A 24,952-nucleotide genomic window follows, 5' to 3' on the forward strand; every position below is an offset into this window, starting at 1 on the left:
CCGTGCCGTATTTAGATGAGTTTTTATTAATTGCTGTCGCGCATTTTTTTGCTGTTGCAAGTCCTGGCCCTGACTTTGCTGTTGTGCTTAAACAAAGTATTCAGCATGGCCGTCAAAATGCACTATGGACAAGTGCGGGGGTGGGGGCAGCCATTTTACTTCATGTTGCTTATTGTGTATTGGGTGTTGCCCTTATCCTATCGCAATCGCCGAGCTTATTTATGGCATTAAAATATCTGGCGGGTGCTTATTTAGCGTATTTAGGCGTACACGCTTTACGTAGTGCAAAACCGGCTGATAACACACAGCCAACGCTTGCTCAGGCTGAGCCTGAGTCGGTGTATAAAGCTTTTAGGCGTGGCTTTTTTACCAATGCACTGAACCCAAAAGCAACGCTGTTTTTTATGTCGCTTTTTACGTTAGTTATCAGCCCTGAGACCCCAGTATTAGTGCAAGCAAGCTATGGGGTGTATATGGCTTTGGCAACTTGGGTGTGGTTTTCATGTTTATCACTGGTGTTAACAAAAGCCGCTGTGCGAGAATTTTTCTTAAAAAGTGGTTTTTGGTTTGATAGAGGTATCGGCGTGATCTTAATTGCGTTGGCTATTCGTGTTGTTGTGTAAGGTGAATTATGACTATTTATAATTTTTCGTTTGGTTCAAACATGTCATCAAATCGGTTGTTGGCACGATTACCTCAAGCAAAACGTATCGGTACGGCCATACTCAGAGGCTATGAGCTGACATTTGATATGGTCAGTACCGATGGCTCAGCGAAATGCAGTGTTCGCCAAACTTCTCAGCCAGACGCACTGGTTTATGGGGTCGTCTATGAGCTTAATGAAGATGAAAAAGCGATTCTAGATACGATTGAAGGCCCTCGCTATGACTGCGTTGATGTGTCTGTTGAATTGTTAGATGGAGAGCAATTAACAGCACATTGTTATATCGCCAATACAGTAGACGCTGCACTTTTGCCATTCGACTGGTATCTACAGCATGTTCATCGCGGTGCGCTTGAAGCTGGCGTGCCAAATGATTACAGTGATTCAATACTCGCGCGCGAAAGTTGCGATGATCCAGATAAAACCCGAGCAGCGAGAGAGTTCGCTATTCACAACAATAAAAATGATCAAGGGACATTATGAAACTGTGTAAACTAGCCGTTGCTGCGGCCTTATTATCAAGCTGTTCATTCTTTAGTTACGCTGATATCGACAGTGAAAAAATTGAGCAAGTAATTGAAACATCAATGGCACGTTTTGATGTGCCTGGTATGGCTGTTGCCATTGTTGAAAATGACAAAGTCGTTTTGGCAAAAGGGTTTGGGGTGACCAACCTTGATACGGGGAAAAAGGTTAATAAAGACACTTTATTTGGTATCGCCTCAAATACGAAAGCATTTACTGCAGCCGCTTTAGCGAAGCTGATAGATGAGGGAAAGTTAAACTGGGACGACAAAGTAATTGATCATCTACCTGAGTTTCGCCTGTACGACCCTTATGTAACACGTGAAATGACGATTCGTGATTTATTGAGTCACCGTAGTGGCCTAGGTTTAGGACAGGGCGATTTAATGATTTGGCCTGACACTGATAAATCGATTGATGAAATCATTGCCGGTCTTAAGTACTTAAAACCCGCCAGTAGTTTTCGTAGTAAATACGCGTATAACAACTTAATGTTTGTGACCGCTGGTGAAGTTGTGGCACGTGTGTCAGGGATGAGCTGGAATGATTACATTGAGAAAAATATCTTAGAGCCACTTGATATGAAAAACTCTCGAGCTGGCTTTTCACGCATTCCAGAAAGTAATAAAAACTGGGCCACAGGGCATATTCCTATGGATGGCCAGTTACACCCGTTTTTTGTTAATTATTTAGAAGACTTTCGTGGTGCCGGTGCGATCGCTTCAAGTGTCAATGATATGAGCCAGTGGCTACGCACGCAACTTGCCCATGGCCAAATGCCAAATGGCGAACAGTTATTTACTGAAAAGCAGCAACAGCAAATGTGGCACCCGCATATTACCTCTTTAGCATCGAAAAGTGCATACGAGTCATACCATCAACAATTTAGAGGCTATGGTTTAGGCTGGAGTATTGAAGATTTTCATGGCATTAAAAAATTAGGTCATGGTGGTGGGATTTTAGGTATGGTCTCTCAGGTGACCTTACTACCAGAAAAAAACCTAGGTATCGTTATTCTAACCAACCAGCAAGCGTTTAGTGCGTTATCTGCAGTTACTTATGAAGTGCTTGAAGATGCGCTGGATTTGGAAGATAAAGATTGGGTCGAAGAGTTAGCTAAAAAGCACTTTGAAGGTAAAGAAAAAGCCTACGCAAATGCTAAACCAGAAACACCGGCAGATTATCAACCAAAGCTACCAAATATAAATTACACAGGCACACTGCATGATAACTGGTATGGTGATGTGGTAATCGAAGAGCTTAATGGGAAGTTACGTATCGACTTTACGCATACTAAACGCTTGAAAGGCCAGCTTGAACATTACACGGGTAATACGTTTATTGTGAAGTGGGATGAAAAGCTACTTGAAGCCGATGCATTTATTGAGTTTCAAATGAGTCCCGAAAACCGCGTTGAAAGTGCCAAAATGCGAGCAGTTTCAACTGCTGTGACAGATTTTAGCTTTGATTTTAGAAACCTAGATCTACAAGCTAAAAAGTAAACCAAAGTCGCAAAGCCGCTCAAAAGCGGCTTTGTTATAATTGGCTGACAATTACTTCAAGGAGCGCGTAATGAGAACGGCCGTTATCTCTCATCCATTTTGTCGAAAACATAAAATGATTGAAGATCACCCTGAGTGTCCTGCGCGTTTAGATATGATCACTGACCGCTTATTGGCAAGCGGTGTTGATATCGCAGTCACTCATTTACAAGCTCCTAAAGCCACACGTGAAGACTTTTTACGTGCCCACGATGAGTCTTTGGTGCGTCACGTAGAGCAAACTATTCCAGAGTCAGGCCTTGCAGAACTTGATGGTGACACATGGCTGTGTCCCGACTCAATGAAAGCAATTGAACGTGCTGTTGGAGCAGGGTTATTAGCTGTTGATGAAATTCTTGCTGATAAGCTAGATGCCGCTTTTTGTTCAGTGAGGCCGCCTGGTCATCATGCAAACAGGACCACCTCTGCTGGTTTTTGTGTGTTTAATAACTTAGCAATTGCCGTGCAGTATGCAAAAAGCAAAGGAGTGAAACGCATTGCCATTGTTGATTTTGATGTTCACCACGGCAACGGCACACAAGACATCTTTTTAAACGATGACAATGTACTGTTTTGCTCTTTGTTTCAGCATCCATTCTATCCTAATACAGCGGTTGAAAATAATCCGACTTTGGTAAATTCACCTTTACCTATTGCCAGCGATGGGACTGATCTAAAAGCGGTTTATTATGAGCAGTGGTTACCTAAACTAACTGAATTTAAACCCGAGCTATTGTTTATTAGTGCGGGGTTTGATGCACACTTAGAAGATGATATGGCAAGTTTGAAGTTTGTTGAAGATGACTACGCTTGGCTTACGTCACAATTAGCGGAGCTATGCCAGCAACAAGGCTGCAAAGGCATTGTATCATTTTTAGAAGGCGGGTATGCCTTGTCAGCACTAGGGCGTAGTGCTGTTGCTCATATCAAAGCGCTGGTGGATACAGTTTAATTATCTAGCATCATAAAAGCTTGTTCCGGCGTTAATTGAGTCACTTTACTCAAGCAGCAGCTCCCCTCTTGTGCAAGTTGTTGCGTCACTCGTTTTGCCAGTTCTGTGCTTGTGATTGGTGTCACGTCGTTGTTATATAAATCAACATACCTTCCAGCTTTATTCAATAGTAAAAGCTCGTTTCGCTGCTCCTTAGTTAAACTATAGAGAAAATCATTTAAGTCGCTCTCACCTTCAAGGTACGCTACTTCTTGCTTACTAAAAATGATCAAAGGAAATGATAATTGCATTTATTGTCCTGTATCAAAGCCCGACATAATGAAATGATTATAATTGCTAATTCCTGTAAGAACTAGGTAAGTCTACTTATGAGTCAACCAAGACGGCATCAAAAGGTCGGGGATGTTATTTCGCAAAAGCTGGTATCGTGCCCTGCACATACCCCTTTGGTTGATGCTGTGCGGTTGATGCATGTTCATAGTGTGACGGCTATTTTTGTTAAACACGACCAATCCATTGTTGGTATATGGACTGAGGCGGACTGCCTAAACATTGATATTACAAGCCCTGAATTTAAAAATGTACCTATTCATGAGGTTATGTCAGCACCGGTGGTGTCCGTGCCAAGTCAGTGTTTACTGAGCGATGCGACACTGCGCTTTCAACAGCATGGTATTCGACATTTATTAGTGATGAATAGCGATAAACAGCCTGTTGGTATGTTGAGCTTGTCGGACATTGTGCACAATCAAGGGCTTGATCACTACCTACAATTTCGTCCTATTCATGAACAATATCGCACTGAATTAGACATTGTTGATGCAAATTTGCCAATAGAAAGCGTGGTAGAGATTATGCGCACGAGCCGCCTAGAAAGTGTGCTTGTTTATAATTCAGCCTTAGCTATTCATGGCATTATCACACAGCGAGATATTGTTGGGCTAATTATTCAAACTGAATGGCTTAACCCTTGCTGGCAATACGCAAGTTATCCATTGATAGAGATAGACAGTGACAGCAGCTTGTTTGATGCATATCGTCTTATGTCTGAACATAATGTTCGTCATTTAGCGGTGAGAGAGACTGATATTTGTGGAGTCATTTCGTTTGCAGATTTAATCACAGAAATAGAGTCAGCGTATTGCTGCGAACTGGAACGAGCGATTGAGCAGCGCGATATTGCCTTACAAAAGTCGCAACGAAATTTATTTTTAGCTAATAAAATTATTGATGCGTCATTGGATGGCATCATGCTAACTCGTAAAGATGGCACGATTATTCAAGTTAATCCTGCATTTACTAAACTCACAGGGTTTGAAGAGCATGAAGTGATTGGCAAGCGACCGAGCATTTTAAGCTCGTCTATGCACAGCCGTTCATTTTATCAAAAAATGTGGCATGCCATAGAGTATGAAGGGGTTTGGCAAGGAGAAATTTGCAACCGTAAAAAAAGCGGTGAAGAGTTTGTTGAATGGCTGACGATTATTCAAATTAAAGATCCAAATGTTGATGAAGTACTCTATGCGGCTATTTTTAGTGATATAACAGAGCGTAAGCGAGCGGAAGAAAAAATCTCACAACTGGCGTATTACGATGAACTAACCGGTTTGCCAAATAGACGGTTATTTCACGATAGGTTGTCAATTGCGTTAAGTGCAGCCAAGCGTAATCAAGATTTATTAGCCGTTATGTTTGTTGACTTAGACCGTTTTAAAGAGGTGAATGACAGCCTAGGTCATGATGCGGGTGACAATCTTTTACAACAAATAGCAGAGCGCATTTCATCTGTACTACCTGAGGGGGATACCCTAGCTCGTTTAGGCGGGGATGAGTTTGTACTTTTATGCGAAGTTGAGAGGATTGAAGCATTACTTGGATTTGCAGAGCAGGTCTTGCAACAAGTCAGTATGCCTTTGTTAATTAATGAGCAGGTGGTGGCGATAACCGCCTCCATTGGGGCCGCAGTGTTTCCAGATGATGGTATCGATAGTGCTACCTTGCTTAAACATGCTGATATTGCAATGTATCGGGCAAAAGAGGTGGGTCGAAACTCATTTCAATTGTTTAAGCCGGCCATGAATGCACGCTCTCTTGAGCGGCTTGCGATGATGAGTCGTTTGCAAACAGCCATAGAGAACGATGAGTTTGAATTGTACTACCAGCCGAAGCAACACCTTGAAAGTGGCCGAATATCAGGCGTGGAAGCCTTACTGCGTTGGCAGGAGCCAAGCTTAGGTGTTATCTCTCCAGCTAAATTCATTCCATTGGCAGAGGAACTTGGCTTAATTGTAAAGCTGGATATGTGGGTTATAGAACAAGCTTGTAAAGAGTTAGCTATATGGCAGCGAAATGATATTGAAGCAGGGCGTTTAGCGATTAATATTTCAGCTAATCATTTACGGCAAGGGCAATTGGCTTCTAATGTTGAACGCTTATTGAGAGAGTATGAGGTGGACCCATGCAAACTTGAAGTCGAACTCACTGAGAGCTGCTTCATAAGTCATTTTAGTGAAGCTAAACAAGAGTTACTGGCACTTAAAAAGCTGGGCGTTAATATTACGCTTGATGACTTTGGGACTGGCTATTCAGCATTGAGTTACCTAACCAAATTACCTATCGATACACTTAAAATTGACGCCAGCTTTATTGCTAAAGTCCCCGATGAATATGGCAATAGTGAGATTGTTTCGGCGATTGTCACACTAGCTAAGAGCTTAAATATACACGTTGTTGCAGAAGGTGTTGAGAAAGTGGAGCAGTTAAACTACTTACAAGGGCTTAACTGCGACACGATTCAAGGTTATTACTTCTGCCGCCCCATTACGAAACAGCAGTGGTATGGCTTTTATCTTAATACTCAAACATAGTTTAGCTTAGGGTGATTTCATACGAAGTAAACTTTCGAATATTAATGACGCCAGTGTCAAAAATTAAGTATTGACCCTTAATACCTTTTAAAACACCTGAGACCTCTGGAGCCTTATCAAAATTGAATGAGCTGATCTTGGTTGGATATTCGTCGACAGGGTAATCAAGAGTCACAACGTCCTCATCTAGTTTTTCGATGGCTGTTGCACCAAATAACTCGGCAAGTTCATCTAACTTTTCTTCAATTTGTGGCAGTAACTCTGTGGCAGCAGCCTTTAGGTCGAGCACGTCAGATTGCCCTTTTAGCATATTACGCCAATTGGTTTTATCAGCAATAAACTTGGCTAACGCGACTTCAACTAAACCTGATTGCAAACGAGTCTGTACTTTAAAAATAGGTAGGGCTTGAGTTGCCCCTTGATCAATCCAGCGGGTCGGGATTTGTGTATGACGGGTAATCCCCACTTTTAAGCCAGAAGTATTTGCTAAATACACATAGTGCGGGATCATGCAGTTTTCTTCACCCCACTGTGGCTCACGACACGTGCCTTGGTCATAGTGACAAGTTTCGGGTTTCATAATACACATATCGCAACTTGCTAGTTTGCGCATACAGACAAAGCAGTGTCCTTGTGAGTAACTTTTTTTGGTTTTCTTACCACAGTTACAACAAAAGATATTGCCGGTGTGCGTAAGTGTGAGTGTTTTTCCTATATAGTCGTTTAAAGGTACTAGTTCATCACCAACAGGTAGTTGATATTGTACAGGTGTACTGTGAGTCGACTTGAGTTTACGCAATGTACCTTGCATCTTTACTTGGCCCCTAAAGATGTAAAAGGGGTAGTGTAACACGCTCTATTTCGATTGTGTGTCGATAAGCTCAAGATATTCATCAACTGCTAAGGCTTTGCTGTAAAAGTAGCCTTGGCCATGATCAGCGCCCATTTTTATAAGCAATTGCTCTGTTTCTTGATCTTCTATCCCCTCGACCGTGATATTCATGTCAAGGTTATGGGCCATATCAATCGCTGTTTTTACGATCACTTGGTGAGTATCGTTATTGGTTAAATCGAGAATAAACGATTTATCTACTTTAATTGTGCTAAACGAGTAATTAACTAAGTAATTAAGGGAAGAGTAGCCAGTGCCAAAGTCATCTAAAATCACTTGGCTCCCTAATTTATTTAACTCATTAACAAAGCGTATCATATCCTTGTGGTTTTTTATCAATGCATATTCAGTCAGTTCAAATTTTAACTGATTGGCAAAAATACCTCGTTTTAAAATGGTATTTTCAATTTTTTCAACCAGTTTAGGAATGGCTAAGTTTTTGGCACTTAAGTTAACACTAATCGTATGTTCTTTATGCCCGTGCTGATTGAGTTTTGCTATGGTTTGGCATGCTTTCTCAATTACCCATAAGCTCAATTCATTGATAAGTCCCGTTCGCTCAGCAAGCTGGATTAGTTGTTCGATATTTAAATTTTGATCAGCACTTGGCCAGCGTAGTAGGGCTTCAGCTCCTGCAATTTTGCCCGTGCGTAAATCAATGATTGGTTGTAAATATATCGCTAATTGCTCATTACGAATAGCGTGCTGTAATGATGCAGCTAAGCTTAAATCCATATCAACATAGGCAGAGTCGAGAGTTTTAAATGCCTGTTTTTGAGAAATTGCGAGAAACCCCCGTTGTAACCAAGAATCAAAGCCATCATTTTCAATGGGCTCGGTAACACTGAATCGGTAATAAAGCTGCAAATCGAGGCCTGCAATTTTATATTGCTTTGGCAGCTGTTTAGCGATATTACCTAACTCATCGTATAAGTCACTTTTAGGCTGGATTTTGGTTGATATAAAGGCCAGCATACCATTACCTAAATCAGCTATTTTAGGGCTATTATCCAGTGCATATTCAAGGTTAATAAACTGCCTATGCTTGGCTAAGTGGTTTTCTAACGAAAGAGCAACCGTTGTAATAATCTTACTACTTTGGCTCGGGTTTAAGATGCTAAGTAATGCATTGAATTGCTCAATCTTAATTAAACACAAATGTGCGCTGCGTTTTTCATTTATTAAACTCATGTATCCTTGCTTGAGCATGGCTTGGTTTAATAATTTTGTTTGTTGAGTGTGAGTTGCGTGATACAGCGCTTTTTCGCGTTGATAACGCACTCTGTCAGCCAGTGCCATTGCCATTAAAACAATTTCGCAAAGTATAGCCATTAAGAATAAGTGACGAGTTGTAAAACTGTAGGGAATAAAGCCAGTTAATTCCAGTGGCTGTACAGCAGCACCAATAATAAGCGGTATCCATGACATGACATAAAACTTCGCCCATCTGAAACCACTAATTAGTTTCTTATAAATCATGGTAATACATAAAATATAAAGAATGACCATAATGGCAAAAAAGATCTTCGAGGAGTTATATTCCAGCATAAAAAAGCTCATTAAGCCTAAGCTGAAAAGAACAGCCAAGAAGCTAAGGCTGAGTTTATATAGTCGGCAATTATCTTTGTGATAGCGCAAAAACATGGTGCAAAATGCAACCGTAAAAAAGGCAATGGCGTAGTTACTAAACACTATTTTTTCGTTAAAAAATAATTGCCACGACAGTGGCCAAAGATAAAAGCCAAACCCAAGCACAGAACCCATTAGTAACAGGGCAGAAAGAATGTAGCCAATATAAATGAGATAAACACGATCACGGATACCCAAAAAAAGTACAAGGTTATAAAGAGCAGCCATAATCAGCACGCCAATAAATATTCCCCAAATACCAGCTTGTGAACGCAATAAGTCTTGAAATTCTTTTTTACCGTAAATATTGATGGGTGTTTTGCTTATCCCGACAGTATCTACTTTTATGACCAAAGAGACTTTTTCACTGCCCTTTAATGTTAAAGAGGTGTGTGGTGTACTGTACTGAAATAAAGACAGCCCACTGACCTTATCACCTAGTTCAATCGTGCTAATAAGTTGTTGCTGTTCATTGAGTTGATATACAGTGAGGTAGTCAACCATAGGGTTATCAAAATGAATAAACAAATCAATCGGGTGCGGCTGCCTATTTTCTAAATCGAGCTTTAACCAGTAATCTTTTGCGGCTAAATCCCACTCAATGTGCTTAAAAGGCTTTTTTTCAAGTTTGCTCGGTTCACTTAAAAACTGTAAAAGAGTAAGCGACTTAGTCTCATCAATGCGGTAAGCATTTTGAGAGTAAACAGGGGCTGTTTTGTCAATGGTGTAACGAGTTGGGCTCGCCAAGTGAGACGATAAAGTGCAGATAATAAAAAATAAGATCGCAAGAATAAAAAATGACAAAAAATGATATTTTAGCGTTTTACTATTCAAAATGACTTCTTAGCTTAGTTTGGCTCCTCAATAGTGTAGCATTAAAAAAGCGCAGATAAACTGCGCTTTTTCTTAGATTTAACTGGTTTGACCTTACGCTTTTTCGCGCGCTATTGCGCGATAAGCTATGTCAGTGCGGTATTCCATACCTTCCCAGCTAATATCATCAACAAGCTTATAGGCACGTTGTTGTGCTTCAGTGACAGTATTGCCAAGTGCTGTTGCACACAATACGCGACCGCCAGCTGTAACTACATGCTCGCCATCTTGCTTCGTGCCTGCGTGGAATACTTTCTCACCTTCAGGGTAGGTTACTTGTAAGCCATTGATCGCATCACCTTTCGGGTAGCTGCCTGGGTAGCCTTTTGCAGCTAAAACAACACCCACTGCTGCACGAGGGTCAAATTCAATATCTGTTTTATCAAGCTCTTCGCGGTTAGCCGCTTCAATTAGCTCAACAAGATCTGATTTAAGACGAAGCATCATAGGTTGCGTTTCAGGGTCACCAAAACGACAATTGTACTCAATAACCTTTGGTGTTCCATCCGCAGCAATCATAAGGCCTGCATACAAGAAACCTGTGTAAGGGTGGCCTTCTTTTGCCATTCCCTCAACGGTAGGGTTAATCACTTCATTCATGATACGTTGGTGAATTTCATCAGTCACAACAGGCGCAGGTGAGTAAGCACCCATACCACCAGTATTTGGACCTTTATCGCCATTGTAAGCACGTTTGTGATCTTGGCTTGTTGCAAACGGCAGTACGTTTTTGCCATCGACCATGACAATAAAAGACGCTTCTTCACCTTCTAAGAACTCTTCGATAACCACACGGCTACCTGCTTCACCAAAGCTGTTGCCAGCAAGCATATCGCGAATAGCTTCTTCAGCTTCAAGCTCTGTCATGGCGACAATAACACCTTTACCCGCTGCTAAACCGTCAGCCTTAACAACAATCGGTGCACCTTTTTCTTTAAGGTATTCAAGGGCAGGGTCGATTTGCTCAAAGGTTTGGTAATCAGCAGTCGGGATCTTATGGCGAGCCAAGAAGTCCTTAGTAAACGATTTAGAGCCTTCTAATTGTGCCGCACCAGCTGTAGGGCCGAAAATAGCTAAACCGTGTTCACGGAATGTATCAACAACACCCAGTACCAGTGGTACTTCAGGACCAACAATGGTGAGTTCAACGTTGTTTGCTTTAGCGAAAGCTAAAAGACCTTCAAGATCTTCAACATTGATTGCAACGTTCTCAAGTTTTGGCTCTAGAGCCGTGCCTGCGTTACCTGGAGCAACGAAAACGGTGTTTACTTTACTGTTTTGGGCAGCCTTAAACGCAAGTGCGTGTTCGCGGCCGCCACTGCCGATGACAAGTACATTCATGGCGAAATAATCCTATTTAAAGCGGTTTTTTAAACTTCAGCGTCATACGGTCACTTTCACCAATCGCTTTATACTTCGCGGCATCTTTTTCGCCTAAACGAAGGCTTGGTGGGAGTGTCCACACCCCTTTAGGGTGATCAGCTGTATCAAGTGAGTTTGCATTAATGTCACTGCTTGCTACCAGTTCAAAGCCAGCTTGTTTGGCAATATCAATTACATAGCTTTGCTTCATATAACCTGATGATTTTTGATCTTCATCGCTACGCTGCTCTGGTAAACGGTGTTCAACAACACCAAGTGTACCGCCTGGTTTTAGAGCTTTATAAAACGATTTGAATGCGCTTAATGCACCTTCTTTATCTTTGCCCATGTACCAGTTATGAACATTCCTGAAGGTTAAAACCATATCAGCACTGCCAGCAGGAGCAATATCAAGATGCGTGCTCGGTGCAAATTCTGTGAGTTTTACTTCACTGAAACGTGCATCTCCTGCAATTTTCTTTTTAAACCCTGCGAGTGAACGCTGATAGTAACCTACTGAGGAATCAGCTGGGAAATGTGCTGCATAATAAGTCCCTTTACCTTTTAATGCTGGAGCTAAAATCTCAGTATACCAGCCACCACCAGGCGCAATCTCAACGACAGTCATTGATGGCTCAAAACCAAAAAAGTTAAGCGTTTCGATTGGGTGACGATATTCATCACGGGCACTGTTATCACTACGCTCAGCTGCACTGACTGCTTTTGTGAGTGCTGAGTTTAGGTCTTGGCTAAGAGCGTGTGCAGAAGCAAGTGTAAGGCTTGCAACAAGTATAGATTTTAGAGCAAATTTCATCGTCTGTTCCTTCATTAATTAAGCAATTAGTAATCAGAATACGTGAATTTGTAGCAAACAAAAAGGGTTAAACACGCTGTTTAACCCTTTGTGTGATTAGTGGCGGAAATGGCGCATACCTGTGAATACCATTGCCATACCTGCTTCGTCAGCTGCGGCGATAACTTCTTCATCACGCATTGAGCCACCAGGTTGAATAACAGCTGTGATGCCAGCGTCGCGAGCGGCATCAATACCGTCACGGAACGGGAAGAATGCATCAGATGCCATAACAGAGCCTTTTACTTCTAAGTTCTCATCAGCTGCTTTGATACCTGCAATTTTCGCTGAGTAAACACGGCTCATTTGGCCTGCACCTACACCGATAGTCATGCCGTCACGTGCATAAACAATGGCGTTCGACTTAACGAATTTAGCGACTTTCCAGCAGAATAGTAAGTCTTTTAACTCTTGTTCAGTTGGCTGGCGCTTAGTGACAACTTTAAGATCGCTCTGCGTTACCATGCCAAGGTCGCGGTCTTGAACTAGGATTCCGCCATTTACTCGTTTGATGTCATGGCCTGTTGCATTACCTGTCCACTCGCCGCACTCTAATAAACGTACGTTTTGCTTAGCAGAGACGATTTGTGCTGCTGCTTCAGATACTTTAGGTGCGATGATAACTTCAACAAATTGACGCGCAACAATCGCTTCTGCCGTGTCAGCATCTAATTCTTTGTTGAATGCAATGATGCCACCAAATGCTGATGTAGGGTCAGTTTTGAATGCGCGATCATAGGCTTCAAGAATGTTGTCACCAATTGACACACCACAAGGGTTCGCATGTTTTACAATAACACACGCTGGTACGTCGAATTCTTTTACACACTCTAATGCTGCATCAGTGTCAGCAATGTTGTTGTAAGAAAGTGCTTTACCTTGCAGTTGTACCGCCGTTGCAACAGACGCTTCAGTTAACTCGCTTTCAACATAAAAAGCGGCGTCTTGGTGTGAGTTTTCACCGTAGCGCATATCTTGTTTTTTAGTAAACTGCATGTTGATTGTGCGAGGGAATTTAGTGTCTTCAGCGGCTTCCTCAGTATAATCAGGAACCATTTTACCGAAGTAGTTTGCAATCATGCCATCGTACTGAGCGGTGTGCTCATAGGCTGCAATAGCTAGATCAAAGCGTGTTTTATACGTTGTTGAACCATTATTGCTTTGCATCTCGCTGATTACACGGTCGTAATCTTTTGCATTGACAACAATAGTCACGTCTTTATGGTTTTTCGCCGCAGCACGAACCATCGTTGGACCACCAATATCAATGTTCTCAATTGCATCTTCTAGGCTGCAGTCTTCTTTCGCAACAGTGTTTGCGAAGGGGTATAAGTTAACTACAACGATATCGATAGCTGAGATGTTGTTCTCACTCATCACGTCTTCATCTTGACCGCGACGCGCTAGAATGCCGCCATGAATTTTTGGATGAAGTGTTTTAACGCGACCATCCATGATCTCAGGGTGACCAGTATGGTCAGATACTTCAGTGACTTTAATGCCATTATCAGCAAGTAATTTACAAGTACCGCCCGTTGATAAAATATCGACGCCTTGAGCTTCAAGAGCGCGAGCAAATTCAACGATACCGGTTTTATCTGACACACTTAATAGTGCGCGACGAATTGGACGATGTGTATCCATTGTAGTTTTGATTACCTCAGTGTTTGAGCTAGCTTAGAAAGGCGGTATTTTAACTGAATATGGCTCAAAAGACGATGTTTAAAGGATGAGGATTTTGCATAGTTTTTGTTGTTATAAAAAAAGCACCCGAAGGTGCTTTTTATTCAAAACTCTTATACCAGTTGTATTGGATTAGTAAACGTTTATTAGCAAAATAAATATGCTGGCTTACTATCAGTCCATTAAAACGGGTATCAGTTCATGCCGTATTTTTTAATTTTATGTCTTATTTTGTTTTGTGTTGTTTGTGTTTCTAATTTTTTTGTTATTTAACTTGCTGTTATTTAATTTATTTTATGTTTTTCTGGTTTCATCTTGTTTAACTTTGTTTAGGTTGGTATAAAGTGATTTTGTGGGTGTTTTTGTGGGGTTTTATGTCATTGTCCGATGCAGCTTTAAAAGGAATGCTAAATAAGCAACATCAAGGAAAAAGGCCAAAAAAAGTAGCTGATAGAGATGGGCTTAGTATCTTATGGTGGCCTAAAGGAAAAATTTCTTGGGTTTATAGATATAGGTTCCAAAATCGCCAAAATGATTTAACTATAGGGCGTTATACATCCAAAGAGGATTCAACAAGCTTAAAGGATGCAAGAAAAATTGCAGCTCAATGTCGTGCTTGGTTAGATGATGGGCTCGATCCTAAAATAGAAATAAATATTAAGAATAAAAAAAGTAATGTTCAAAAGACTGTAAAAGATGCTTTAGAGTATTGGTTAACAAACTATGCGGTTAATCACAGGCAGAATTTAGAAAAACACCGTTCTCAATTTGAAAGGCATATATACCCTCTACTTGGAGGCGTGCCAGTCGAAAATTGTACAACACATCAATGGGTGTCTTGTTTTGACTTAATACGTGATGGCAATCCTGCGTTAAAGAGAAAAGCAGCTCCAGTTGCTGCTGGTTATATTTTTCAAAATATTAAGCAGGCACTCCGATATTGTAAAGTAAGGCAATTCGCAAGTAGCAATATGCTTGAAGACCTTACTATTACAGATGTAGGAAAGAAGCAGGGTAAGAGCGAAAGGTTCCTTACGGATAAAGAGCTATCGGAAGTAGTGAGCTGGCTTAAGTCAGGGAAAGTAACTAGTTACTATAAAAACCTCGTTTTTTTAATATTAGTCTTTGGCAGTCGTAGTCAGGAGTTAAGGTTATCGAAGATATATGAATGGGATTTGGAAGCAAAATTGTGGACGGTGCCTGAAAAACACAGCAAAACGAAAAAAAAGATAATTCGCCCAATACCAGAACGTGTAATTCCCCTAATAGCTAACCTTAAAGCTTCTGCTGAGAAACATAAAATAGATCTCCTTTTAGGGGAGTTAAAATCCGCAGAAGCCGTCAGCCAGTTCGGAAGAGGGATCTGGAAGAAATTGAAGCACCTTGAAAAGTGGACACTACATGATTTCAGAAGAACAATTTCTACAAAACTAGCTGATGAAGGTATCGCACCCCATATTGCAGAGTTACTACTTGGGCACGAGTTAGGTGGGGTAATGGCAATATATAACAGAAGTTTATACTTGGATGACAAGCTTATAGCGCTGAATAAGTGGATTGATATTTTGGAGGTTTTCGATGACGTATCAAGATGTAATTGAGTTGATGTCATTGTGCTTTAGTGAGCAGTATTCAGCAGAAGATAATCAAATAATTAAGAATCGAAAGTCAATGAACCATAATGAAGAGGCATGCGCAGAGTTTCTAGAATATGCAGCAATTGAAATTGATAAAGCTTCATTCAAAGGGCTCAATCCATTGCTAGCTCATGTTCTCAGCAAAGCTTTTACGAATGCTGCAAGAGTTATGCGTGAAAGGAAATGTTCTACAGATGAGTCTGACAGGGATGCTGTATTGAGTGAAATAGGTAAAGAACTTGGCATTACAAATGGAAAGGTTCTTTTAGAAGATGGTGTGATCGGTCAGGAGTTTCAAACTCTAATGAATTCAGGTGTCTACTGGAGTAGTGAGGTTGAAAGGTTTGTTTATCCGGATGAGTTAGAAATCCGCAAAATGCTAGCTGATAAATATGGTGCTAAGTTAGACAGTGTTACTAAACGAGTTCGCAAGTGCGAAAAGAAATGGAAAGCTGAGCAAGATAAGCGCTCAATAGACATCGGTATTCGTTTAATTGAAAGTCTTTTCAGTTCTTTTGAAGAAAAGGGAATTAGATCTATTTCTCATGGAGACTTGCATAAAATCTTATCTTCTATTCTTGAGCGTAACTTTAGTGAGTATGAAGAGGTTAGGGACTGGTGTCGAAGAATGCCAGATGATGAGGCTGATTTAATAATGCGATTTGCATGTCGTAAAAAAGTTCTAAATAAAAATATGGATGGATACTACACAAGGATAATTTAAAATGAGAATAACTAGCCCATACATTTTTTCATTAAATCAAAAAGCCAAAGTAATGCTTTGGCTTATAAATTAAATCAGCATTGAAAGTTAAGGTTTACTTGCGCTCAATGTTGTATTCCTCAGTGTCACTTCTTATCGATACTAATTCTTCGCCCCAGTTCAAAGTGATGTTATTAACTTCGTTAATGTCTACATCTTCAATACTTTGAATAACAGGCTTTATATACTTGTCAATGAATACAGAAATTACATCACCAGCTTCAAGTTCCATATATTGCCAAGCAGCTTCTCCTTGATAGAATTCGCCGCCACATTCTATGTATTTATTCGAGAGTTCAGTAAGTCTGTCTGAAGGTGTAGGATCCAGTACTAACAAAATAGGAGTATAACCTGCCGCACTAGCTTCAACAGGAAATGACAGCTCCTCACCAAAACGCCCTTGGCCGCTCGCTGCAATTGTAACTCTCAGTTTAAGCTCAAATGCTTTGTTTGTATCAGGGACTAAGCAATCAATTTGACGTCCTTTAGATGTTGGATTGCCACCGGCATCAAGGCGTTTTACAGGGGAGTTTCGAGCTCCTATAGATTCACCGCCTAGGCAACTAGCAAGTAATGGTTCAAATAAGTAGCCAGTTTCTTGGGCAGAGCGGTTATCAATGTCGTAGATCCACTTTCGCCATAACATCCAGTGAGCCAGTAGTTGGCTGCCGCACTCCCCATATTCAAGCAAAGCTCTTGGGCCTATCTGATCCATGGTCGGCAAGGGTTGTGCTGAGAGTATGCGTCTGTATTTAATGCGACGGCGATGTAAAGCACATAAATTCTCAATATACAGCGCGAAATCATTATCTTTAGCAAAACAACGAGAAATGGCCTCTTTAACATCATTTGCAGTTATATCTGCATTTTCTAAATTTTCAAACCAAGCTAACGGAGTATCGAAATAGCCGTCATCTCCATTTGTTATATCAGTAATTTGAAGCTCATCAACAGACCATTCTAAGTCTTTAATTGATGTGCATATAAGAGAGTATAGCTCAATGTCGCTAATGATTACTTGGGCATCACCTGTGCCATGCATTTTGCACTTTGCGTATAGATTTTGAATAAACACTATCAAAACTCCAAAATAAACTCTTTTTGTTTGCTTTCTCTATTACTCATTAAGCTAGCTAGAAGTTCGTTCGTTTTCTTTAAAGCTGGACTCATAGCTCCCGCTTTTGTAAGAGCAAAACCTAGTAATTCACCTTTTTTGCTATTAGATTTATTTGTAAATCCATATTTTTGTTCGACGTGAATCGCAATTGTTCTAGCTAAAATAGGAGGTATAGCATTACCTATTTGTTGTATTTTCTGAGATGAATTACCAAAAAACAAGAAGTTATCCGGAAAAGTTTGAACTCTTGCCGCTTCTCTAATCGTTAGTGGTCGGTCATGAAAAGGGTGGATGAGTTCTCGTGTAGCGGCTCCAGTAATTGTCAAGCATGGCTCATTAGAATGTAGCCGTTTCATTCCTGATGGTGCTCCACCACGCTTTTCAGTAGGTGTTCCATCAGCAACTCTTCGGTTTGCTCTTTTTTTAAACGATTCATGTTGTAAGTGTTCGGGCAAATCTTTCATTGTTTGTCCAGAACGCAAAGCTGAAACTCTTTCCAGCTGAATGCCTTTTAATGGAGTAAAAAAGTGCTCTGTAATTTCTTCAGTTTTGGCCCTTAGATATGAATCGAACTCATCTCTAGGTACAAAATTTTGGGCAACAACAGTATGATTTCTCTTAGGAGAGGCGTCTGGCAAGCTTTCAATTGCATTTTGCAGTGTTACATCAGAGTTTCTGAATATCTGTCCAGTAACTTTTGCTGTAGGTTTAGGCATTGAAAAGTCCATTCCTAAGCTATTACCAAGTACTATTACTCGTTTTCTGCGTTGGGGCACTCCATATTCTTGTGAATATACTTTTTCAACTCTTACCTTGTAACCCAATTCTGTAAAAGCCTTCACGGCTTCGGTTACATATATGCCTTTATTAGAGGTGAGTAGTCCTTCAACATTCTCCATCATAAACCATTTAGGTTTCATAATCTTCAAAGCGTTGATGTAGCTTTTTAAAAGATGATTTCTTGGGTCATCCCAAAAGCGAGTGCCAGCGGTTGAAAATCCTTGGCAAGGTGGGCCACCAATTAAAAAATCTAGTTCACCCTCTTTGAGGTCATAGTTAACCATTACTTCATTAAAATCAATGTCGTCAATGTTTTTCAGTAATGTATCAGTTTCTGGAAAGTTTAACTTGTAAGTTTCAATAGCTGCTTTATCTATATCAGTAGCCATTAAAATTTTGTATCCAGCTTGTTTAAACCCTAGTGAGCACCCGCCTGCACCACAGAAAAGGCTAATTGCAGTTCCCATCTTTTCCCCCCAATTCATAGGTATAAAATACTATCACAATATAGTTCTCTGTTGTAACTGTTCATTCCGCATGGGCTCCTGTCAGCTAGTCTACTTTTTATGAATTGTATTCGCTAATAATCCATCTAGGACGATAACCCCCCAAGACCATCCGCCTTTTCTGTAATTAAGATGAAAGTCAGTTTAATACGGTTTACTTATCAGTAAACCCTACACAAATGAGGGTAAAACAAAATGGTAGAGATTGTAACGCTGACGGAAGCACTTATTCCGATTTCAGATATGACCAAGCTTGTTAATAGAAATCGTCAAACATTATGGGCTTGGTGGAACAATGGTAAGTTTCCCGCTCCAATAATTCAAAACGGGAAGACGATAGGTTGGCGCAAAAGTGATTATATCAATTGGTTAATAAAGAACCAAGCTCAAGTATCTTTAAAACCAGAGTTAAGCAAGAGGTGTTAGAGCATTAAATATTAATACATACAACCACGCATCTACGATGCAACCCAACTAAGTGTCATGTTAATTTAACTTATTGATTTTAATTATAAATCTTGGTCATTTCCTTTGAAGTCATCGAGTGAGCTGATTGGTTTTAAGTGGTTGTTTTTAATAAAGATTACATTGTAATTATAGAAAGGTAATGAAATGACAAAAAAGAAAAAAACTATTACTCAACATGCTGTTACGACACGATTAACAGTTGGTGATTATGCCGCATTATTAGCAGAAGCAGAAGTTAGAGGCTCTAACCCAGCACAAGTACTTCGCTTGGCTTGGAGCTTGTACTTGGAGAATAAGAGTATTGAAAGTCGGATAGAGCTGCTTGAAAACAGAATGACTCGTAGAACATTTGAGATAGTGTCTGTAGTTGCAGGACTTTCTGAGGCAGAGCGTCAAGATGCCCTATCTCAAGTGAAAAGACACTTGGAGGTTACAAAATGATTAAATCTACTCAGCGTTATCAGTCATGGTATCTGATTGGAGGCACATTTGCTTTTAGCTTTTTAGGGATAGCGTATTTAATGCTTTTGTTCATCTATGAAGGTGATATCCAAATTGCATTCAATGCGTTTATGAAAAAAGACATTCTAAGTTATTCAGCAGTCATTTTTTCTGTTTTTGGGGGAGCATATATATCATTTAAGCTCCTTTATGTAGTGGGAGGGCGAGAGCCTGTAGTTCATTTATCTGGGCCTATCAGATTAAAAGGAAAATCGGCGGAGAAGCACGCTAAAAAGAAACTTAACCAGTCTCTGCAAGGTGATCCAATTGGAGCAGGAATATTTCTTCACCCAAGTGTTCAAATCTCAATGAGACAGGAGCTTGGTAATATTCTTGTGTACGGTCAACAAGGAAGCGGAAAAAGCACAATAATTAAACCTATAATTAATAGTATTCGTCATCGAGATGACAAGGTTTTTATCTACGACCGAAAAAATGAGTATACACAACTCTTCTATGATGCAGATTCTTTGTTAATTAGCCCTTTTGATATGCGCGGGGTGCAATGGGATTTAACTAATGATGTAAGAAATGAGCAGGATGCATTGCTAATTGCGGAATGTTTGATAGAAGAAACAGAGGATCCCCTTTGGAGCACTGGCGCAAGGTTATTATTAACAGGCTATCAGATGATTCTGTTGAATGTTAATAATGAGTGTTCTTGGTACTCATTGGCAGGTTTATTAAGTCAACCAGAAGAGCAGATCCTGCCGATGTTGCGGAAGTATTACCCTCAGGCGGCTGTATTTATCAGCGAAAAATCAAAAACAACTCAAGGCTTCTTAGTAACTCTAATGAAAGAGTTGCACTTTTTGCGACAGCTTCGCGGAGTGTGGAGACCAAGTGCTATAGATATGATTTCTGTAAGATGCTGGGTAGAGAATAATTCAACATTACCAAAGACTTTAATTCTTGCACATGATGAAAACTCTTCAGAGTTATCACATAAAATTTGCAATGCTATGTTTAGTTTAATGGTAAGCCATACCTTAGCACTTGAAGATAGTAATGATCGCCGTATTTGGTTTTGTCTGGATGAGCTATCGAGCCTTAGAAAAAATAGCTCACTAGAAAAGTGGCTGAGACTTGGTCGCTCTAAAGGGGCTCGAACAATAGTTGGGGTGCAGGCAATATCACAGATTAGAGAAATATATGGTAATGATGTTACAGAGACTATTTTAAACCTTTTTAGTAACGTTATAGCATTAAGAATGGGAGCTTCTGGTGATTCAGCAAAGTATGCCAGCGCCGCTTTTGGTGAACATCAAATTGAACGTCAAATACTTAGTCGAGATGATATGGGACGCTACTCAGTTAGCCATCAAGTTAGTTATGAACCTCTAGTTAGGCCAGAAGATTTGGTTAGCTTAAATTACTCTTCATGGGGAGTGAGTGGGTTTATGTCTGTTCAAGGCTGGGGGTCTGTATATGAGATGCAATGGCCATTTGCTGATATTCAAATCATAGCTGATGCTGTTGTTAAACAGAAAAATATTGAAGGTGTAAACCCTTACAAAGAGAAAAAAATAGGAAAGAATAGGCTAAGGAGATCCAGACTATGATGTCGATGTCTCCTATAAAAAATTTAGATTACTACGAAGAGCTTGCTAAAGAGGACTATTACACAAAGGGAGGTGAGCCTTTGGGTGTATGGTATGGCAAAGGGGCTGTTCTTATGGGGCTATCAGGTGAAGTGGAAAAAGCGGATTATAAAAATGTTATGAGGGGCTTCTCTCCACGAAATGAGGCCTTGTGCCAAAACTCTGGAGCTAATCATCGTGCTGGTTTTGACCTTTGTTTTAGTCCTCCAAAATCAGTATCTGTGCTTTGGGCAAGAGCTGATTCACAATTAAAAAAGAAGATTCAAAAGGCACAGTTCAAAGCAGTTTGTTCTGCTATTGACCATTTGCAGAAGCATGCAGCAATTACACGTAGGTTAAAAAATGGAACTAGTCGTGAGCAAGTTATAGGTCTTGTTGCTGCAACATACGAGCATAGTACATCTAGAGCTTTGGATCCTCAGCTACACACTCACTGCCTCATTGCTAATATTGCCCCTCGGTTTGATGGATCGTGGGGAACGTTAGAGAGTAGAGATTTGTTCCTTTGGCAAGCTAGTGCAGGGGCTGTTTATAAAGCTGAGCTAGCATTTCAGTTACGTGAGTTAGGGGCTTCAATTGAAAGATATCAAGATACCTTTCAAATCAGTGGTGTGCCTTCAAGTTTATGTGAGTATTTCTCTAAGCGCGCTAAGGATATAAGAGCAAAGCTGGATTCAGTAGGAATTTCTTCTGGAAAAACCTCCTTCGGAGATATTGCAGTGCTTGATACTAGAGAAAAAAAGCAAAAAGTTAATCGAGCTACTCTTTTTCATGACTGGATTATGCAAATGGATGAGCGTGGATTTGGAGTTGATGCGTTAGGAAGCATCCTGTCTAGAAAGCAATATATAGATTCTACTGATGTAATATTTGATGAAATTGAGATATTAGAAAAGGTTAGTGAGAAAAAAGCGGTTTTTCGAAAACAAGATATTTATAAAGCTGCTGCAGAGGTTGCTCAGATCACAGGAGAATCATCTAATAGAGTCGAGAACATAGTAAAGAGCTTGCTCCTTGATAAAGACGTTATTTTTATTAAGAGAGATAGCAAGCATAATGAACTATTTACTTCTCGCTATATAATTGAGTCAGAACGCCGCCTTATAGACAATGCCAAGCTGTTAAAGGGAATGCATAGTTTACCAATAGACCGAAGCAGTGTAGAAATTGCGTTAAATAGACTCGACGCAGCAGGTATCCGCTTGTCAGATGAGCAACAAGAGGCTGTTTGGGAAGCTTGCTCACAATCAAAGATCTCCATAATACAAGGAGCCGCAGGAAGTGGTAAAACGGCTTCCTTGGAAGCCGTTCGTATGGCTCATGAAAGTGAAGGTTACAAAGTAATTGGTGCTTCAGTAGCTAAGTTGGCTGCAGACAATTTAAGTAGAGAAGTAGGTATAAAAACTTATACTTCAGCAAAGCTACTTATTGATCTTAGGCAGGGGAGACTCAAAATTGATGACAAGACTTTGGTCTTGATAGATGAAGCTGGACAGCTTGGAGCTATTGACTTTTCAGCTTTATTGGAAAGTATTGCCGATTATGGAGCGAAGGTTGTATTAGTTGGAGAGGACAAGCAATTAGACTCTGTTTCGCATGGAGGAGCATTGCGGTATCTATCAAAGCCTGATATTGCTGGAACATCTAGGATTGAAACAATACGCAGACAAAGAGAACAGTGGTCACGAAATGCAGTCATGTACTTAAGGAATGGACAAGCGAAGAAGTCATTATTGTTGAGTCAGAAGAGAGGCTATGTAGAGATTGGTAACGACAGTGCAGAGTCGCGTGCCTTATTAGTAGATTCATGGAATCGATATAGAAAAGATAATCCTGACAAGACTACTATCGTACTTGCCCAGACTTGGAAAGATGTTCAATCCATCTCGGAAGAGCTGAGGAGTGTTTATCAGTCAGAAGGTATCGTAGGAAAGGAAAATCTTAAGTTTTCATGTAGCGTTTCGGGCAAGCCTCTAAGCTTTGAGTTTTCTACAGGTGAGAAAGTAAGGTTAACTAAAAATGACTATCGTCGTGATTTTAGTAATGGAACCTTAGCGACTATTACTAATTTGACTCAGTTGTCAGATGGTAGTGTAGAATTCATTTTAGTTAGTGATGAAGGACAATCCATACGTTTTAATAGTAAAGACTATTGTGACGAGTTAGGTCAATTGTACCTAGCGCAGGCTTATGCTGTAACAATATATGCGAGCCAAGGCATTACCGTGGATGGTGACACATTTGTTTTACACAATTCAAGTATGGATCGCTCATATTCATATGTCGCAGGGTCACGACATAAAGACAATTGCCATTGGTTTTTCAATAAGAGCAATATTGAAGAGAGTTTTAATGATGGTAAGCCTTTAACTGATGAACAGGCTTTAGGTTATGCTGCACATGCAATGAGCCGAGATAAGTATAAGTGCTTAGCCATCGAATACTTGGAAGTGAATCCAGAGCTACAAATAGAGTTACCTCAGCCAATTCTAGACATTTAAGAGTAATATGATTCTTCAGATTTATTAATTGTAGCTATGAGATATGTTGGATTGCTACTATATTTCGCCCTTTACTGTAAAGGTAAGTTGGTTTTTTGCTTCTTAATATGGCTGAAAGTTCTCTTTTAAATCTACATGGCTTCATCGAAATTGATGTATACCCTCCGCGACTAATATGAGCATTAAGGCCATCTTCGCTGCAAAGCCATAGAATTTGCTTATGTAAAGTTGATTGGATGAAGTCATCATGAATCTCCTTAGACATCCAACTAAGTAGTTGCGTGTGCTTGCTATATATACTCCTCAGTCGTCTTATGCTTTGTTGTGGAGTTGTTGTACTAGAGTCAAGGGACGTTCTAGGCTGAGCTAAGTCTAGCTGGCCATTCGTAACTGGAGGTTGCTCAGAAAGGAATTCTCCAAATTTCCATACTGGCTCATGGTGAGCAATTCTATTTCTGAAGTCTCGAATTAACTCTAAGCGATAGGATAATTTCTTTTGCTCTATGTCGGAATTCCATTGGTTGCTATTTGAAGTTCGATGCTTCGGATATATGTCGCCAAGGATGTTCCTCCAATCTACATTAGGACACTTATCTACCAAGGAAGACCAAAACCCAAATGTTAAGCTAGAAACAACGTCATCTGCCGATGGGCGCCTTGTATTGTTCCAAGGTGTACCATTTCGTTTGTTGTGAGTGACGTTATGTATGTTTCCTAAGCTTTTATTGTTTAGTATCCGATTTCCATTATTGGTCGCATTATACCAATTACAAGAACTCTGATTACCTATAGTGGAGTAATTATTGGTCTGCCATGGGTAGTTATTACAGTTAGCAACTATCTCTTTGCTGTGAGCGAAGTAGTATTGGCTTAAAGCAGAATGCATTCTGTTTCTCATAACTATTTCGATCAGAGTTATGAGCTTAAAGAAGGAATGTGATATTGATTCATTCCATTGGTAACACCCAAAAATTTGCTCATGTGATAAATGTTGACCAAAGTAATACTTGTAGGCATTAATTCTTGGGTTAGATAATGCTGAAAAAAGTATATTAAAATCTTTTGGTTGCACTTGAGTTCCTTTAAATGAGTAAATTTCCTATACGCTATTGTTTCATATGCATCACGAATCATAAACCGAAAAATTTAAAGTTACTTGACACTTATACATCATATACCCATAATTACACCTGTAAGCGCTTGTAGCGTTAACCAAAGGACCGCCATAATATCTAGG

Annotated in this window: 20 protein-coding genes; 11 read left to right on the forward strand and 9 right to left on the reverse strand. The window is 40.2% G+C overall.

The features are described from left to right. The first annotated feature begins 2 nt into the window (after positions 1-2). From PAARA_RS08850 to PAARA_RS08865, 4 genes are all read left to right on the forward strand, one after another. The gene (locus PAARA_RS08850; RefSeq protein ID WP_062568673.1) at positions 3-623 is read left to right on the forward strand and encodes a LysE family translocator; all 621 of its coding nucleotides are present in this window, start codon (positions 3-5) and stop codon (positions 621-623) included. Positions 624-631: 8 nt separating this feature from the next. After that, a complete protein-coding gene (locus PAARA_RS08855) occupies positions 632-1,147 on the forward strand; it encodes a gamma-glutamylcyclotransferase family protein (protein ID WP_062568674.1) in 516 nt (171 codons plus the stop codon). Continuing rightward, entirely contained in the window at positions 1,144-2,691 is a 1,548-nt protein-coding gene (locus PAARA_RS08860) for a serine hydrolase (protein WP_062568675.1), read from the forward strand. Before PAARA_RS08855 ends, PAARA_RS08860 begins: the two co-directional genes overlap by 4 nt. Before the next feature lie 70 nt (positions 2,692-2,761). Further along, complete coding sequence (locus PAARA_RS08865; RefSeq protein WP_062568676.1) at positions 2,762-3,682, forward strand: histone deacetylase family protein; 921 nt, start codon at positions 2,762-2,764, stop codon at positions 3,680-3,682. On the opposite strand, the gene PAARA_RS08870 is transcribed toward PAARA_RS08865, so the two are convergent. Then, the gene (locus PAARA_RS08870; protein ID WP_062568677.1) at positions 3,679-3,972 is read right to left on the reverse strand and encodes a hypothetical protein; all 294 of its coding nucleotides are present in this window, start codon (positions 3,970-3,972) and stop codon (positions 3,679-3,681) included. The two genes, PAARA_RS08865 and PAARA_RS08870, sit on opposite strands and share 4 nt — an antisense overlap. Before the next feature lie 78 nt (positions 3,973-4,050). Between PAARA_RS08870 and PAARA_RS08875 the strand changes: the two genes are divergently transcribed. Further along, a complete protein-coding gene (locus PAARA_RS08875; RefSeq protein ID WP_062568678.1) occupies positions 4,051-6,549 on the forward strand; it encodes an EAL domain-containing protein in 2,499 nt (832 codons plus the stop codon). A 1-nt stretch (position 6,550) separates the two neighbouring features. Here PAARA_RS08875 and PAARA_RS08880 read toward each other — a convergent pair whose 3' ends face one another. From PAARA_RS08880 to purH, 5 genes are all read right to left on the reverse strand, one after another. Beyond that, positions 6,551-7,360 (reverse strand): DUF2797 domain-containing protein, encoded by an 810-nt coding sequence (locus PAARA_RS08880; protein WP_062568679.1) that lies wholly within the window; start codon positions 7,358-7,360, stop codon positions 6,551-6,553. Between the two features lie 45 nt (positions 7,361-7,405). Further along, positions 7,406-9,904 carry an EAL domain-containing protein gene (locus tag PAARA_RS08885; protein WP_062568680.1) on the reverse strand — a complete coding sequence of 833 codons (2,499 nt, stop codon included), beginning with the start codon at positions 9,902-9,904 and terminating at the stop codon, positions 7,406-7,408. A 93-nt stretch (positions 9,905-9,997) separates the two neighbouring features. After that, positions 9,998-11,284: a phosphoribosylamine--glycine ligase gene (gene purD / locus PAARA_RS08890; RefSeq protein ID WP_062568681.1), complete on the reverse strand. Its 1,287-nt coding sequence runs from the start codon at positions 11,282-11,284 to the stop codon at positions 9,998-10,000. A gap of 16 nt (positions 11,285-11,300) precedes the next feature. Continuing rightward, positions 11,301-12,119, reverse strand: coding sequence for a class I SAM-dependent methyltransferase (locus tag PAARA_RS08895; RefSeq protein WP_062568682.1), 819 nt, complete (start codon positions 12,117-12,119; stop codon positions 11,301-11,303). Positions 12,120-12,215: 96 nt separating this feature from the next. Further along, positions 12,216-13,802 (reverse strand): bifunctional phosphoribosylaminoimidazolecarboxamide formyltransferase/IMP cyclohydrolase, encoded by a 1,587-nt coding sequence (purH, locus tag PAARA_RS08900; protein ID WP_062568683.1) that lies wholly within the window; start codon positions 13,800-13,802, stop codon positions 12,216-12,218. Between the two features lie 413 nt (positions 13,803-14,215). On the opposite strand from purH, the gene PAARA_RS08905 reads away from it, so the two are divergent. Beyond that, positions 14,216-15,442, forward strand: a complete 1,227-nt coding sequence (locus tag PAARA_RS08905) for a tyrosine-type recombinase/integrase (RefSeq protein ID WP_062568824.1) — start codon at positions 14,216-14,218, stop codon at positions 15,440-15,442. Further along, a complete protein-coding gene (locus PAARA_RS08910) occupies positions 15,420-16,202 on the forward strand; it encodes a hypothetical protein (protein WP_062568684.1) in 783 nt (260 codons plus the stop codon). Before PAARA_RS08905 ends, PAARA_RS08910 begins: the two co-directional genes overlap by 23 nt. 94 nt (positions 16,203-16,296) lie before the next feature. Here the strand turns inward: PAARA_RS08910 and PAARA_RS08915 are convergent, their stop codons facing one another. Both PAARA_RS08915 and PAARA_RS08920 read right to left on the reverse strand, forming a co-directional pair. Further along, positions 16,297-17,316, reverse strand: coding sequence for a hypothetical protein (locus PAARA_RS08915; RefSeq protein WP_209438178.1), 1,020 nt, complete (start codon positions 17,314-17,316; stop codon positions 16,297-16,299). A gap of 2 nt (positions 17,317-17,318) precedes the next feature. Then, positions 17,319-18,605, reverse strand: coding sequence for a DNA cytosine methyltransferase (locus PAARA_RS08920; RefSeq protein ID WP_062568685.1), 1,287 nt, complete (start codon positions 18,603-18,605; stop codon positions 17,319-17,321). Between the two features lie 234 nt (positions 18,606-18,839). Between PAARA_RS08920 and PAARA_RS08925 the strand changes: the two genes are divergently transcribed. From PAARA_RS08925 to mobF, 4 genes are all read left to right on the forward strand, one after another. Next, on the forward strand, positions 18,840-19,070 hold the full coding sequence (locus tag PAARA_RS08925; RefSeq protein ID WP_062568686.1) for a helix-turn-helix transcriptional regulator: 231 nt from the start codon (positions 18,840-18,842) through the stop codon (positions 19,068-19,070). A gap of 186 nt (positions 19,071-19,256) precedes the next feature. Beyond that, a complete protein-coding gene (locus PAARA_RS08930) occupies positions 19,257-19,553 on the forward strand; it encodes a hypothetical protein (RefSeq protein ID WP_062568687.1) in 297 nt (98 codons plus the stop codon). Continuing rightward, the gene (locus tag PAARA_RS08935) at positions 19,550-21,175 is read left to right on the forward strand and encodes a type IV secretion system DNA-binding domain-containing protein (protein ID WP_062568688.1); all 1,626 of its coding nucleotides are present in this window, start codon (positions 19,550-19,552) and stop codon (positions 21,173-21,175) included. The genes PAARA_RS08930 and PAARA_RS08935 overlap by 4 nt, the downstream gene beginning before the upstream one ends. Beyond that, positions 21,172-23,715, forward strand: coding sequence for a MobF family relaxase (mobF, locus tag PAARA_RS08940; protein WP_062568689.1), 2,544 nt, complete (start codon positions 21,172-21,174; stop codon positions 23,713-23,715). The genes PAARA_RS08935 and mobF overlap by 4 nt, the downstream gene beginning before the upstream one ends. Before the next feature lie 34 nt (positions 23,716-23,749). Here the strand turns inward: mobF and PAARA_RS20995 are convergent, their stop codons facing one another. Then, positions 23,750-24,787 (reverse strand): Abi family protein, encoded by a 1,038-nt coding sequence (locus PAARA_RS20995; RefSeq protein WP_062568690.1) that lies wholly within the window; start codon positions 24,785-24,787, stop codon positions 23,750-23,752. Between the last annotated feature and the right edge of the window lie 165 nt (positions 24,788-24,952).

It is taken from the genome of Pseudoalteromonas arabiensis (assembly GCF_001550155.1).
GTDB lineage: Bacteria > Pseudomonadota > Gammaproteobacteria > Enterobacterales > Alteromonadaceae > Pseudoalteromonas > Pseudoalteromonas arabiensis.